This is a genomic window from Streptococcus sp. 1F3 (genome assembly GCF_054968985.1).
In genome coordinates this window covers 1-14,965 of the sequence record NZ_JBUEQR010000123.1, presented here as the reverse complement: position 1 = coordinate 14,965, position 14,965 = coordinate 1, and the positions used below count along the sequence as shown (strand labels likewise).

The following is a 14,965-nucleotide window of genomic DNA, read 5'->3' as shown; positions in this document are numbered from 1 at the left end:
TTGAAAACTTTAAAAAACGCATTTTGATTGCTTTAAACGTAAAGAAAGAGAGAACCAAGTTCGTCCTCTCTAGGTGTTAGCTTTTCATCTACCCACTACAGTTGACAAAGAGCCTTGTTTTTTTGAATTTGTTTAAATCTTTAAGAATCGTCTCATCGAGATAACAGATCCCAAAGCACCGATGACAATGCCCACTACAAATAGACTGGCAAGCATCGCTGGGATAAAGACATTCATACTAATTAGAGAAAGGTTTTGTGAAGCTAGGGACGCATTAACAGATGTATAGAGCATCTGATAAGCAAAGTAGACTAAAGCAGACGGTAAGATGGCACCGAGTAAGCCTACCCAAGCTCCCTCTAGCAAGAATGGTCCACGAATATAGCTATTTTTAGCTCCTACCAAGCGCATGATTTGAATTTCACGGCTACGTGAAATAATGGTAATCCGAATGGTATTGGAAATCAAGAAGATTGCCGTAAAAAGCAAGAGCCCTGTTGCTGCAAATCCCCATGTTTTGACGATATTATTCAATTTGAAAATTCGTTCCGTTTCAACCTCACCATCACGAACTTCTGTCACGCCGTCAATCTTGGCAATCTCTTCTCCAACAGACTTAACATATTGGGGTTCTGTCGTTTCAATGATGTAAGCATCATACAATGGATTTGCATCGCCTTTGAAGAGGTTCCATGTCTCACCTAAAGTAGCAGTCAAATGTTCTAATTGCTCTTCTTTGCTTGAATAACCAACACTTTTGACATTTTCTAAAGCAAGGATTTGGTTATAGATGGACTGGTAGTCAGGATTTTCAACTGTTTGTCCTTGATCATTGACAATGGTTTGGGCATTATCTGTTGAGTTTGCACGCAAGTAGACATTGATTCGGACATTATTGGTCAAATCAGCTGTCAGCTTGGTCGCATTTAAAATAACAGAAGCGAAAATTCCAACCAAAGTCAAGACAATCGTCACTGATGAGATGGCTGCAATCGTCATCCAGCCATTTCGTTTGAGGCTCTTTAAAGACTCAATAAAATGTCTAAAAAATCGTCTAATCATCGTATCCGTACTCTCCTTCTACTTCATCACGCACCACTCGACCGTCTTCGATTGCGATAACGCGATGGCGAAGTGTATTTACGATTTGGCTGTTGTGGGTTGCCATTAAAATCGTGGTCCCTTGGAGGTTAATCCGCTCCAATAGATTCATAATTTCCCATGAATTTTCAGGATCCAGATTTCCTGTTGGCTCGTCAGCAATCAAGACTTTTGGATTATTGACAATGGCACGGGCAATAGCAATCCGCTGTTGCTCACCACCTGATAGTTCATTGGGAAAAGAGCGAATCTTATGCTTTAGACCAACCAAGTCCAAGACTTCCATAACCCTCTTTTTGATAGCACGTGGTTTTTCACCAATTACTTCCATGGCATAGGCAATGTTTTCAAAAACAGTCTTCTTTGGAAGCAATTTATAATCTTGAAAGACAACCCCAACACTACGGCGCAACATTGGAACATCTCTCTTCCTAATTTTCCCAAGATTAAAGGCTCCAACCTTGAGCGATCCTTTATCCAATTTTTCCTCGCGATACAAGAGCTTGATAAAGGTTGATTTTCCCGCCCCAGAAGGTCCTACAATATAGGCAAATTCTCCTGGTTCTACATTTACAGACACGCCTCGTAGCGCTGTTGTTCCGTTTCCATATTTCTTGGAAACATCTTTCATTTCAATAATTCCCATAAGGTATTCTGTCTAAGACAGTCCTTTCTTTTTATTTTAGCTAATACGCCACTTGAGATAGGCATCAATAAATCCTTCGATATCCCCATCCATTACCTTGTCCACCTGAGCGACTTCATAGCCTGTCCGATGGTCTTTAACCATGGTATAAGGAGTAAAGACATAAGAACGAATCTGACTGCCCCAAGTAATCTCTTTCTTATCTCCTTTAAGCGAATCAACCTCAGCTGCCTTTTTCTCTTGCTCCAATTGATAGAGCTTTGCTTGCAACAGCTTCAGAGCCCGGTCCCGATTCCCATACTGGGTACGATCAACAGTTGATTGAGTGACAATTCCTGTCGGAATGTGGGTCAATCGAACCCCTGTTGACACCTTATTGACGTTCTGTCCACCAGCACCTCCACTACGGAAAGTATCCATTTTAATCTCGTCATCTCGAATCTCAATTTCAATCGTATCATCCAATTCTGGCATGACCTCAACTGATGTAAAAGAGGTGTGGCGGCGTTTAGCCGAATCAAATGGTGAAATACGCACCAAGCGATGCACACCCATTTCAGACTTGAATAAACCGTAAGCATTTGGACCTGTAAAACTCAAAGTAACAGACTTAATCCCTGCTTCATCCCCAGCTTGATAATCCAGGGTTTCTACCTTAAATCCTTTGGCATTGCCAAAACGTGTATACATACGTAAAAGCATTTCCCCCCAGTCCTGAGCCTCTGTTCCACCCGAACCCGGATGAATCTCCAAGATAGCATTATTGCTATCGTAAGGCTCTGATAAAAGAAGGGTTAACTCGTAGCTGGTCATCAAAGTATCCAACTCTCGTAGCGTTTCTTCTAACTCATCTTTGACGGAGTCATCTTCTGCTAGAAATTCCATCAGAATACCTGCTTCATCTAGTAAGTCCAGCATCTGATGAAAATTCTGATACGTTGCTTTTAACTCATTCAGCTCCTGCGATGTCTTTTGAGCTGCTAGATTATCATTCCAAAAGTCTGGCTCCGTCATCTTATTTTCTAGGATCGCGATGTCTTCTTCCAAACCCTCTAGGTCAAAGAGACCCCCTAAATGAATTTAATTTGGTTTCTAGCTCTTCTATTTTTTGACGAATTTCTGCTATATCCATAGGCACCTCGTTTTTCTGTATTCTTTTCATTATATCACATTTGTAGCTTTTTGGCGAATGATAGAAATGCCTCTCGCTCTGCTACTACATCTGGATGGTCACTCTTTATGTCTTCTATAAACACAACCAGCTCCTCATTGGGCTGCTTCACCAGCTGACGAAGTGCCCAGATAGCCGTTGCCATATGAATGGGATTTTGCTTCTTATCGATAATTTCCAGTAATTTGGGAATGCTCGAGCGATCATTGGCATTTGCAAGGGCGATGATGGCATTCCTTTGAAGAATATTTTTTCCACGCCAACTACCTGCAATCATGCCAAATTTTTCCTTGAATTGACCATTTGAGAGATCCAAAAATGGAATTAACTCTGGCTCTGCTAAATCTGGATCAATGTCCACAACTGGCGGACTATCAATTCCCTTATTATAAGGACAGCAAATCTGGCAGATGTCACAGCCATAGATAACCGTCTTTATTTTTTTCCGAAACTCAAGATCCATCATTCCCTTATCCTGGGTCTGAAAGGATAAACAGCGCCTTGCATTCATCGTCCCGTCCCCAAGCAAACAAGAGGTCGGACAGGTAATAACACAGCGATTGCACTCACCGCAGTCATAGTCCACTGGCTGGTCAGGCTCTAGCTCTAAATTGGTAATCAATTCACCTAGAAACATGTAGGAACCAAATTCTTTTGAGATTACGAGACCATTTTTTCCGATAAAACCAATTCCTGCCCGCCTTGCGACTGCTGTATCAACCAAGGCTCCTGTATCCACCATTCCCTTATACTCAAAATCAGCCGTCAATTCTTCAATGCCACGTGCTAGACGTTCTAGCTTATCCTGTAAGATGTAATGATAATCAAGTCCCCATGAGTTGGGCGTAATCTTGCCCCGTTTATACTGGGTTTTCTGTGGTCTTTGCGGGAGCCTACGCGGATAGGCAACTGCAATAGAGATAAGGGTCTTAGCAGAAGCAAGGCTTAACTTCGGCTTGATGCGTTCCTCAATCTGTTTGTGTTCAAAGCCAGAAGTCCGTCCTTCTTCAACTGCCAATCGCAGGGATTTCTCCAAATAAGTAAAATCATCTGCTGTCGTAAACCCAATCTTTGAAATCCCGATTTCCTTCGATAGTGCGATAATTTGTTCTTTTAGATTCATTTCTTTTATTGTAACAAAAATAGGAAAGTTTGCAATATCTACATGAGCAAAAGTAGGATTGCTACGATGATTGTCGAGAAAAGAGCGATTTTATTGACCCCTTCATAGGCTTTTTCATGCCAGATACTGGTTAGAACATACATGATATTGATCCCAATTGCGCCACCAAAGCCATTTGCAAGGATATCAGTAATATCTGCAACACCAATCTGAAAGATGTATTGTACCGCTTCATAGGTAAAACTAACTGCCAAAATGAGGAACAAATTTTTAACCCAGGTCGCATTTTTATCCAACATCTCCATATAAATCCCAAAGGGAATGAAACAAAGAATATTTAAGCCAATTTCTTGATAATCCAATACCCCGTCATAGACAGCTGTCCCAGCAAAGGGGATCAGGTTGATGCTACGCCCCAATGAGTTATAGTAAGCTATCTGGATGGTGGAAAATACATCTAATTTAAACAGAATAATCCATGTCAGAAATAAGAGATAAATTCCAAATAAAAAAAACGTCATTTTACGAGACTGCACCTTTCTTCCTCCTTTACAAACATTTTATCATTATATCAAAAAATCACCTCAAAAACCTTACGCATTGATGACAAAAATCTACTCCCATGTTACAGATTATTTACAAAAAAAGGAGAAACACTTGTCCCCCCTATTGATTATTATAAATGACTGTAAGAAGCTGCGACCAGAGCCGTGTTGATTTTCTCAAGATTAGCACGCTTAGTTGCTGCCATAATCAAGAACCAATCGACGAATGGCCAAATCCCAAATGTCAACCATGACAAGCACAACTTAGCAAAACCAAGTCCAAGTTGACCGATATAAAAACGATCTGCACCAAAACCACCGAGTAAGATTGAAAAAATCAAGGCAGTTGTTGGACTTTTTAACTCTGTCGCAAGGACATACGAGGTCTGAGACTCATCTAAGGCCTCTAGACGCTGGCGTAGGACAGGAATCGCCTCTGCCGGGAAATTGCTGGCATTGGCTGCAATATAAGAATCTGAAAATGTTGACATAGAATCTCCTCTCTAAAATAAGCTGTTCTTTATCATAATATAATTTTGCCTATTTGTAAAGCCTCTTATCATCAGCCCATAAGCTCTGGAAATAAACTATTTCTCATCTACTGGCTTTTGTCCTCTTCCATTCTACCCCCCCTTACTCGTCTAACTCTCCTACTTCTACACTTTCAGACACTGATTCTGATGCAGTTGACATCTCCTCTACTGCTTCACTCTCAGGTACTGGTTCTGATGTAGTTGACACCCCCTCTACTGCCACACTTTCAGGAGCTGACTCGGTCGCAGTAGAAGTTGATTTAGCACGTGTTTGCTGAATCGTTTTTACTTGATTGATTCGCCACATGAAGCGTTCAAAATTTGCCTGCTTGCAAGCTCTCATAATCAAGAAACAATCAACTAATTTCCAGATGTAGACACCGAGCAAAAGAAAAAAACCAATTACAAAAAATACGGTTACACAGCCAATAATCGTTAAAACAAGCTTGGCAATTCCTAATTCTTTATTACCCGTATAAAAACGATCTATTCCAAATTCTCCAAGAAAGATAGCAAATAGCAGAGCTGTAATTGGATTTTTGAGATCTGTCATCAATAGCAATGTGAACGATTCTTCATCCAACTGATCGAGTTCCCCTTTGATAACAGGCAAGGTTTCAGAGGGAAAGGCATTCATATTAGCCATTAAAAAAGTTTGCGCATAATTCATCGTTTTCATCTCCTAACATATCGAAAAATAAAGTGTGTCTTTTTTTTACATTTGTTCCTTACCATTCTATCACTTTTGCATACCTATTGTCTACAGAGAATACCCTATTTATAGTATTTTCGTTTGAAAATAGCTGCCTTTCGGCAGCTAAGGGTAAAGCGCAATTAAATCGCATTTTTATCCATCCCTAATTTCCGTTGAACGAACTTGATGATTTCTACCAGAATAATCATTGAGAAACTTCCGATTAGGACAACCGCCCATTGGCTAAGGTCCAAACGAGTTACATGGAAAATGGCTTCTAACGGCTCAATCACAATCGTTGCCGCTAAGAGAATAAAGGATACAAGGATAGACCAGTTAAAGGTCTTAGACTTAAATGGACCAACCGTCAAAATAGACTGATAAACAGACTTAACATTATAAGCATGGAAGAGCTGGATTAAACCAAGCGTTGCAAAGGCCATCGTAAGCGCATCTGCATGAACCGCCTCATCAGCCATATGAACTGGATTGACAATCGCATAACCATACACTCCAAGTACCAAGGCAGCTTGTAGGAAGCCTTGATAAATAATCGAACTCATCACACCACCTGAGAAGAAACTAGACTTACGTCCACGAGGCTTGTGGCTCATAACGCCAGGCTCGGCTGGTTCAACACCGAGCGCAATGGCTGGGAAGGTATCCGTTACTAAGTTAATCCACAAGAGATGCACTGGCTGGAGAACATCCCAACCCAAAAGGGTTGCAAGGAAAATGGTCAAGACCTCAGCAGTATTGGCTGAAAGAAGGTATTGAATGGTTTTTTGGATATTGGAGAAGACCTTCCGTCCTTCCTCAACAGCTACGATAATGGTTGCAAAGTTATCATCAGCAAGAACCATGTCAGAGGCACCTTTTGAAACCTCCGTACCTGTAATTCCCATACCGATACCGATGTCCGCTGTCTTGAGAGCTGGTGCATCATTGACACCATCTCCTGTCATGGCGACAACCTTCCCTTGGTTTTGCCATGCTTTAACAATCCTCACCTTATGTTCAGGTGATACGCGTGCATAGACTGAGTACTGACCGACAACTTTTTCAAATTCTTCGTCCGATAAACTGTTCAATTCAGCTCCTGTCAAGACGTGACCTTCGGTGTCACTAGCGTCAATAATTCCAAGGCGTTTCGCAATCGCTTCTGCCGTATCCTGGTGGTCACCTGTAATCATAATCGGACGGATTCCTGCTTCTTTTGCTACGCGGACAGCTTCTGCAGCTTCTGCACGTTCAGGGTCAATCATCCCAATCAAACCAGCGAAAATCAAGTCGCTCTCAAGCGTTTCTGTTGTGATTTCTTCTGGAATGCTGTCGATAATCTTATAAGCACCTGCAAGGACACGAAGGGCTTGGTGAGCTAGTTCAGAATTATGGGTTTGAATAGCGGCTACTGCTTCATCTGTAATTGGACTAACCGAACCAGCTACATCTACCATAATGGAGCGACTCAAGAGCTGGTCTGGTGCACCTTTGACTGCCACAAAGAATTTGCCATCTGGCAATGGGTGAACCGTTGACATGAGCTTGCGATCTGAATCAAATGGCAACTCTGCCACACGAGGATATTGGGCTAAAAAGGCTTTGACATCATAGTCTTTATCAAGGGCATATTGGACAAAGGCTGTCTCTGTCGGATCACCAATTAGCTTGCCATCTGCATCAATCTTCGTATCGTTAGCAAGAACGACTGCACCAAGAAGGGGCAAATCTAGCCCTGCTTCAATGGCTTCTTCGGCTTCAACCAAGCGCCCATTGTAATATACTTTTTCCACGGTCATCTTATTCATGGTCAAAGTACCTGTCTTATCAGATGCGATAATCTCAGTAGAGCCGAGCGTCTCTACTGCTGGCAATTTACGGACAATCGAATTCCGCTTGGCAAGCACTTGCGTACCGAGTGACAAGACAATCGTTACAATCGCAGGTAAGCCCTCTGGAATCGCTGCTACTGCAAGAGCAACCGAGGTCAATAACCCCTTCAACGGATGCTCGCCTCGAACAAAGACTGCAACAGCAAAGGTAATTGCTGCAATGACCAAAATCACGTAGGTCAATACTTTAGATAGGTTATTTAAATTTTGCTTGAGTGGTGTATCGGTCTCATCGGCTTCCTGAAGCATACCTGCGATATGCCCGACCTCTGTAAACATACCGGTATTCACCACTACACCAAGTCCACGACCATAGGTCACATTGGAATTTTGGAAGGCCATATTGACACGGTCTCCGATTCCTGCATCTTCTACCAAGGTCACGCGGACATCCTTTTCAACAGGAACGGATTCCCCAGTCAACGCTGCTTCTTCAATTTTTAAGGAATTAGCTTCAAGCAATCGCATGTCTGCTGGCACAACATCTCCCGCCTCAAGACTGACGATATCTCCTGGTACCAAATCTTTAGAATCAATCTCTGTCATATGACCGTCACGCAAGACACGTGCAGCTGGACTAGACATGGACTTAAGCGCTTCAATGGCTTCTTCTGCCTTGCCTTCTTGATAGACACCAAAGATAGCATTGATGATAACCACAGCCAAAATGATAAGAGCATCTGCAATATCCTCACCACCAGATGTTACGACAGAGAGAATGGCAGCAATCAGCAAGATGATAATCATCATATCCTTAAATTGGTCTAAAAATTTGATGAAGAGAGACCGTTTTTCCCCCTCCTCTAGTTCATTGCGACCATACGTTTCAAGACGTTTCTTTGCTTCACTACTAGACAACCCTTGCTCGTTTGCGTCTAACTCACGCAAAACAAGATCTGCATCTTGGGTGTAAAAAGCATGGCGCTTTTGTTCTGTTGACATGTTTTTCTCCTTCTTGTCCCTTTTTGAAAACACAAAAAGAGACTTGTTTTATTCAAACAAGTCTCGCTATTTCATACAAGGCCGGAAATTTCTTTCGGATTGACGACCTTGTAACGGATACTTCCGTCAGCTACTCCCTTGATATATGAACATTATAGCAAATATCCATCCCTTTTGCAAGGATTTTTTCTAGAAGCTCCCCCATTTTATCCTCAAATGATAGCGGGCTAAATCTTGCCCTGTCTGCGGAATTTGGAGGGCGTAGTCAATCCTTACTTGCTTGTTCTCTTTTTGGTATCTCTCTGTCACCACATGGAGGGTTTGAATCCCGACAGGGGTCGCAATCTGTGTCAGCGTTTTTTCCTCATTAACAAACCTCATGACCGACTTAGGATTCGAAAAACGGGTCATGGTACAGTCCTTGTCACTGATTTTCAAAACCACACCTTCCCCTTCCTCATTTTGGTAGCTCAGGTAGAGAAAACCAGCCTTTTCGACGACCTTGACATCGTGGATGACCTCCACGACTTCCATTTCACCGTCAAGTTCAATTTCATTTTGGATGATTAGCTTCATTTTTTCTCCTTCATCTGTGACACAAGCGATGAGCGTAACAGGGACAAGCCCGTATAAGAAGCAATAAAGACCACCAGTATTTTGAGATTATTCACATCTAAACTGGTCAAAAACTTAGCAGCTATTAAGACCCCAAAGACCCCACCAATAATGATCCCAAGCACTCCAGGCCAATGGACCCGACCCGACTTGATAAATTGCTTGGCTCCTGCCGTCATAATCATGGCGGCATTAACCATCATGACAGGTAGGGCAATAGCTGGGCTGATCCCCATGAGTGAAAAGAAAATCAACTCTGGCGCATAATTTCCCAACCCCATACTCATCAACATACCAACAATAAAATCAAAAACAATTCCAAGCAACAATTTCCAACCTGATAAGCCTCGTACATCATTGGTCAAGTCCGCTCCAGGATTGGTCACCATGCGATAAACCATAAACAAGGCCGCAATAACGAGCAACATTCCTAAAATCCGCTGAACTTTTTTCGTATTCCAATGCTGGGTGACCCTCGCTCCGACAAAAGCACCAGAAAAAGCTGCTGTCGCCATCGCTACCAAGGTTAGTACATCAACTCGAACAATGGTTATAAACAGCAGGGCTTCTACCAAAACAGGAATGATGTGAGCCGTTGTCATGGTCGCAGGAATCTTTCGATCATCCCCCACTAACTTGGTCGCCTTAAACAGGGTCGTCGTGGTCGCAAAGGTCCCAATTCCCAAGGTATCCAGCAAATCGGTGATGAAGCCGATAGCAAAACCCGTCCAAAAACGTTCTCTCAAGTTAATCTTATATTTTTTAGCATAAGAAAAGATAGTCCATGCTATCCACAAAATCAGCCCTAACAATAGGACTTGAATAAGGTGTAATATGATCTGATTTGTCATAGGTTCTATTATAATATGAAACCCCATTTTCGTAAACTATTTGACCTAAAATCATCACATAGTTTACGAAAGCACAATCCTTGTTTTTTTGATATAATGAAAGAATGAATGAAAAAGTATTTCGTGATCCTGTTCATAATTATGTTCTTGTCGATAATGAGTGGATCTACAAGCTAATCAATACGAAAGAATTTCAACGGCTACGTCGCATCAAGCAGTTAGGGACAACATCCTATACCTTTCATGGTGGTGAGCATAGCCGCTTTTCGCATTGCCTCGGCGCTTATGAAATCGCTCGGCAAATTGTCTCCACCTTTGAAAGCAAATACGCAGGTATCTGGGACTGCCACGACTCCCTCTTAGCCATGGTTACTGCCCTGCTACACGATGTCGGACATGGAGCCTATTCACATACCTTTGAGCGTTTATTTGATACTGACCATGAGGAGATGACCTGCCAGATTATTACGAACAAGGGTACAGAAATCAATCATGTACTAGGACAAATTGCCCCTGATTTTCCTGAAAAGGTAGCGAGTGTTATCCGCCACACCTATCCGAACAAGCAGGTGGTCCAACTGATTTCCAGTCAGATTGATGTCGATCGCATGGATTATCTTCTCCGTGACTCTTACTTTACAGGAACCAATTATGGACAGTTTGATCTCGCTCGAATTTTACGAGTGATTCGTCCAACGGAAAACGGGATTGCTTTTACAGAATCTGGCATGCATGCGGTGGAAGACTATGTCCTTAGTCGGTATCAAATGTACATGCAGGTCTACTTTCACCCTGCGAGCCGTTCTATGGAGGTCTTATTGCAAAACCTTCTCAAACGAGCAAAGGTTCTTTATCAAGACCAGCAAGATTTCTTTAAACGCTCCTCTCCCCGCCTAATTCCCTTCTTTGAACAACGATTTACTTTAAAAGACTATCTGGCACTTGATGACGGCGTGATGAATACCTACTTCCAATCCTGGATCGATGGTCCAGACAAGATTTTATCTGACTTGGCCCAACGCTATATAAACCGGAAGGTCTTTAAATCGATTACCTTTGATACTCAAACAGAGGCACATCTGTCAATCTTAGAAGCTATCGTCAACCAGGTCGGCTTTGAGCCTAGCTACTATACGGCTATCCATCATAATTTTGATCTACCCTATGACATTTATCGACCGAATGCCAAGAAAAAACGGACCCAGATTGAAATGGTTCGCAAGGACGGAAGCCTGATTGAGCTGTCCCAACTCTCTCCTATTGTCCATTCTCTAGCAGGAACGGTTCACGGTGATAGTCGCTTCTATTTTCCGAAAGAAATGCTAAATGAAACGGGAATCTTTGCCCCACAAAATGCCACTTTTTTGAGCCATATCCACAACGATCAATTTATTTATGGAGAATCTGATGAACATTAAACTGATAGCCATTGACATTGATGGCACTCTCTTAAACAGTAAGCATGAAATCACTCCCGAAGTTTACCAAGCTATTCAAGAAGCCAAACAAGCAGGAGTTAAAATTGTCATCGCAACTGGACGGCCGATCTCTGGTGTCAAGCATATTTTAACAGAACTAAATCTCTTAGACCAAGGAGACTATGTCATCACCTTTAACGGTGGACTGGTTCAAGAAACAGCAACAGAAAAAGAGATCCTCAAAGAGGGCTTGAGCTATACAGACTACCTCGAATGGGAATATCTATCTCGCAAACTAGGACTTCCGATGCATGCAAGTTTAAAGGACGGTCTCTACACAGCTAACCGCAACATCGGAAAATATACTGTATATGAAGCCCAGCTCGTTCACTCACCAGTCTTTTATCGGACACCAGAAGAAATGGCTGATAAGGACATTATCAAGATCATGCTCGTTGACGAGCCTGAAAAGCTAGATACTGCTATTCCCCATATTCCAGATACTCTTATGCAAGGCTTCAATGTTGCTAAATCAGCTCCTTTCTATCTGGAAGTAACACCTAAAACTGTCAATAAAGGCGAAGCGATTAGACAGCTCAGTACCTTACTAGGATTGACCATGGATCAAACCATGGCCATAGGGGATCAAGAAAATGACCGCTCCATGCTAGAAGTTGTGGGGACGGCTGTTGTAATGGAAAATGCTAGTCCTGACATCAAAAAAATAGCAACCTACATTACCAAGTCAAATGACGAAGATGGGGTTGCATACGCTATTAGAGAGTGGGTATTAAAATAATGTACACATACAAAACAGGTATTTCCGCAGAAGAACATGACCATTTTGTCAAACAGCACCCGCAAAATAACCTCTTGCAGAGTAGCTCTTGGGCCAAGGTAAAGGACAACTGGGGAAATGAGCGCCTTGGTTTTTATCAAGACCAGACGCTTGTTGCCGTTGCTTCTATCCTCATCCAACCGCTTCCATTGGGCTGGACCATGATCTATATCCCACGTGGACCCATCATGGATTATGCCGATCAAGCATTGGTTCATTTCGTTTTAGAGTCCCTCAAACAGATTGCTAAAAAACACCGAGCCGTCTTTATCAAATTTGATCCCAATCTCCATTTAAGGCAATATCACATTGGTGAAACAGTTGACGAAAAAGCAGAAACCTTGACTGCAATCAACTCTCTGACCTCCGCAGGGGCTACTTGGGGTGGGCGCACACTTCAAATTCAAGATAGTATTCAGCCTCGCTTTCAAGCCAATGTCTATACGACTGAGCAGATTGTAGATACCTTTCCCAAACACACTAAACGCTTGATGAAAGATGCTCAAACGCGTGGTGTCATCAGTTACCGTGGTACCAGTGCCGATTTGAAAGAATTTGCTACAGTCGTTGCCCTAACTGAGTCACGCAAGGGAGTTTCTCTCCGAAATTATGACTACTTCAAAAAAATGGCAGACATCTACCAAGATGATTTGTATCTTCATTTAGCCAAGGTCAATATCACAAAACGACTAGCAGAATATAAGGAACAGTTGGCTAACATTGAAACAGAACTAGCTGCAACTCAAGCTCACCAGAAAAAACGCTTGACCAAGCTCAACCAGCAAAAGGCATCTGTTGAGAAATACATCAAGGAATTTGAAGAATTTGCGACCGTATACCCTCAAGAAGTTGTGATTGCAGGAATTTTATCTATCCGCTTTGGCAATGTCATGGAGATGCTTTACGCAGGAATGAACGATGATTTCCGAAAATTTTATCCCCAGTATTCTCTATATCCTGCTGTCTTTCATGATGCCTTTAAGGCTGGAATTGTCTGGGCAAATATGGGAGGGGTGGAAGGTAGCCTCGATGATGGCTTAACAAAATTCAAGTCCAATTTTAATCCAATGATTGAAGAATATATCGGTGAATTTGATCTAGCTACTTCTCCCCTCTCACCCCTTTTTCAACTTGCTTATAACCTTCGTAAAAAAATGCGGAATAAACATTCCTAGAAAGGAGATACATGTCGTTTACAATCCTGACAAAAGAAGAATTTAGCGCTCATACAAGCCAGGCAGCTCGGCTCTCCTTTATGCAAACTCCTGAAATGGCAGACCTGCTAGCCAAACGTGGCGCAAGCATCGACTATGTAGGCTATCGCACTGCTACGGGAGAACTAGCTATCTCAGCCCTTGTCTATATGCTAAAGATGACAGGTGGGCTCCATCTGGAGGTCAATGCAGGTCCTGTCCTTTCGGATTCGACCTATATCAAGCCTTTCTATCAAGCTCTACAAGTCTACGCTAAGGAAAAAGGTGCTTTAGAACTGGTCATTAAGCCCTATGATATTTACCAGCAGTTTGACAGCTATGGAGGAGCAACCAGTCCAGAAAGGACGGATTTGATTGCGACCTTGACAGACTTGGGCTATCAATTTGATGGTCTCCAGACAGGCTATCCAGACGGAGAGCCTAGTTGGCACTATATCAAGGACCTTTCAAACCTTGATAGTCAGAATGTATTGACCTCCTTTAATAAAAATAGTCAGCGCAACATCAAAAAAGCCAGACAGCTCGGTATCAGCATTCGAGCACTTGAGCGCCATGAATTAGCTACCTTTACCCAGCTCGTACAAGAAACGGGACAAAGACAAGGGTTTTCAAGTAAGGATCTATCATATTATCAACAGTTTTTTGATAGTTTTCAAACCAAGACAGCATTTCTGATTGCTGAGATCCAATTTAGCAAGGCAATCCAAAAGCTCCAAGCAGATCTTCCGCGTGCTAGCAATAAGCAAGAAAAGACCAGTATCGAAAGAGCAATCGCTTTGCTGGAACCTTTTGCAGAACGCTACGGAGAAAAAACCGTTCCACTAGCAGGAGGGCTCATGATTTACCTTTCAACAGAAGTCATCTACTTATTCGGTGGGTCAGCTGCCGAGTTTCAAAAGTTAGCAGCGCCTTTCCTTTTACAGTACACTGCCATGCTCCAAGCCATTGAAGCCCACGTTCCTACGTATAACTTCCTTGGTATTAGCGGCCTCTTTGATGGTTCAGATGGAGTCTTGCGTTTCAAACAAAACTTTAATGGCTCTGTAATCCGTCTGATGGGAACCTTCCACTATTCCCCCAACCCATTCAAAGCCAAATTCTTGGGCTTGCTAAAAAAGCTCATGGGAAGATAAGAAGACAAGAATAAGAGAAATCGATTTCTATAAAATCACAACTCTTTGTCAACTGTAGTGGATGGATGCAAAACGAATACCTAGAGAGGAGCAAATTGAGCTTCTCTTTTTTAGGCTTATACTCAATAAAAATGCTAGAAAAAGATGAAGTATACTCATTTAGTTTAACTTTTATAGTCATTTCGCTTTAAAAAACATTATTCAGACATTCTGTCACCGAGTTATATTTTGGTAGTAACTCCATGACTT

At 42.3% G+C, this 14,965-nt stretch carries 14 protein-coding genes; 4 read left to right on the top strand and 10 right to left on the bottom strand.

What is annotated here, in order from left to right:
• Positions 1–132: 132 nt before the first annotated feature.
• The 10 genes from ftsX to ACVPON_RS10065 form a co-directional block, all read right to left on the bottom strand.
• Positions 133–1,062 (bottom strand): permease-like cell division protein FtsX, encoded by a 930-nt coding sequence (gene ftsX / locus ACVPON_RS10110; protein WP_462878516.1) that lies wholly within the window; start codon positions 1,060–1,062, stop codon positions 133–135.
• On the bottom strand, positions 1,055–1,747 hold the full coding sequence (ftsE, locus tag ACVPON_RS10105) for a cell division ATP-binding protein FtsE (RefSeq protein ID WP_462878515.1): 693 nt from the start codon (positions 1,745–1,747) through the stop codon (positions 1,055–1,057). Before ftsE ends, ftsX begins: the two co-directional genes overlap by 8 nt.
• Positions 1,748–1,783: 36 nt before the next feature.
• A protein-coding gene (gene prfB / locus ACVPON_RS10100; protein ID WP_462878514.1) for a peptide chain release factor 2 occupies positions 1,784–2,879 on the bottom strand; the annotation gives its coding sequence in 2 pieces (ribosomal slippage) (positions 1,784–2,806 and positions 2,808–2,879; 1,095 coding nt in all).
• 34 nt (positions 2,880–2,913) lie between these two features.
• Positions 2,914–4,041, bottom strand: coding sequence for a tRNA epoxyqueuosine(34) reductase QueG (gene queG, locus ACVPON_RS10095; protein ID WP_462878513.1), 1,128 nt, complete (start codon positions 4,039–4,041; stop codon positions 2,914–2,916).
• Between the two features lie 38 nt (positions 4,042–4,079).
• Positions 4,080–4,562 (bottom strand): VanZ family protein, encoded by a 483-nt coding sequence (locus tag ACVPON_RS10090; RefSeq protein WP_462878512.1) that lies wholly within the window; start codon positions 4,560–4,562, stop codon positions 4,080–4,082.
• 155 nt (positions 4,563–4,717) lie between these two features.
• On the bottom strand, positions 4,718–5,077 hold the full coding sequence (locus tag ACVPON_RS10085) for a TM2 domain-containing protein (RefSeq protein WP_462878511.1): 360 nt from the start codon (positions 5,075–5,077) through the stop codon (positions 4,718–4,720).
• Between the two features lie 142 nt (positions 5,078–5,219).
• A complete protein-coding gene (locus tag ACVPON_RS10080) occupies positions 5,220–5,789 on the bottom strand; it encodes a TM2 domain-containing protein (protein WP_462878510.1) in 570 nt (189 codons plus the stop codon).
• Positions 5,790–5,953: 164 nt separating this feature from the next.
• On the bottom strand, positions 5,954–8,647 hold the full coding sequence (locus tag ACVPON_RS10075; protein WP_462878509.1) for a cation-translocating P-type ATPase: 2,694 nt from the start codon (positions 8,645–8,647) through the stop codon (positions 5,954–5,956).
• 189 nt (positions 8,648–8,836) lie between these two features.
• Positions 8,837–9,223, bottom strand: a complete 387-nt coding sequence (locus ACVPON_RS10070) for a YwiB family protein (protein ID WP_462878508.1) — start codon at positions 9,221–9,223, stop codon at positions 8,837–8,839.
• Positions 9,220–10,113, bottom strand: a complete 894-nt coding sequence (locus tag ACVPON_RS10065; protein ID WP_462878507.1) for a TSUP family transporter — start codon at positions 10,111–10,113, stop codon at positions 9,220–9,222. Before ACVPON_RS10065 ends, ACVPON_RS10070 begins: the two co-directional genes overlap by 4 nt.
• 104 nt (positions 10,114–10,217) lie before the next feature.
• On the opposite strand from ACVPON_RS10065, the gene ACVPON_RS10060 reads away from it, so the two are divergent.
• From ACVPON_RS10060 to ACVPON_RS10045, 4 genes are read left to right on the top strand one after another with little or no spacing between them, the layout of a single operon-like run.
• Complete coding sequence (locus ACVPON_RS10060) at positions 10,218–11,531, top strand: HD domain-containing protein (protein ID WP_462878506.1); 1,314 nt, start codon at positions 10,218–10,220, stop codon at positions 11,529–11,531.
• On the top strand, positions 11,521–12,330 hold the full coding sequence (gene yidA / locus ACVPON_RS10055; protein ID WP_462878505.1) for a sugar-phosphatase: 810 nt from the start codon (positions 11,521–11,523) through the stop codon (positions 12,328–12,330). The genes ACVPON_RS10060 and yidA overlap by 11 nt, the downstream gene beginning before the upstream one ends.
• Positions 12,330–13,544, top strand: coding sequence for an aminoacyltransferase (locus ACVPON_RS10050; protein WP_462878504.1), 1,215 nt, complete (start codon positions 12,330–12,332; stop codon positions 13,542–13,544). The genes yidA and ACVPON_RS10050 overlap by 1 nt, the downstream gene beginning before the upstream one ends.
• Positions 13,545–13,555: 11 nt before the next feature.
• Positions 13,556–14,716, top strand: a complete 1,161-nt coding sequence (locus ACVPON_RS10045) for a peptidoglycan bridge formation glycyltransferase FemA/FemB family protein (RefSeq protein WP_462878502.1) — start codon at positions 13,556–13,558, stop codon at positions 14,714–14,716.
• The last annotated feature ends 249 nt before the right edge of the window (positions 14,717–14,965 follow it).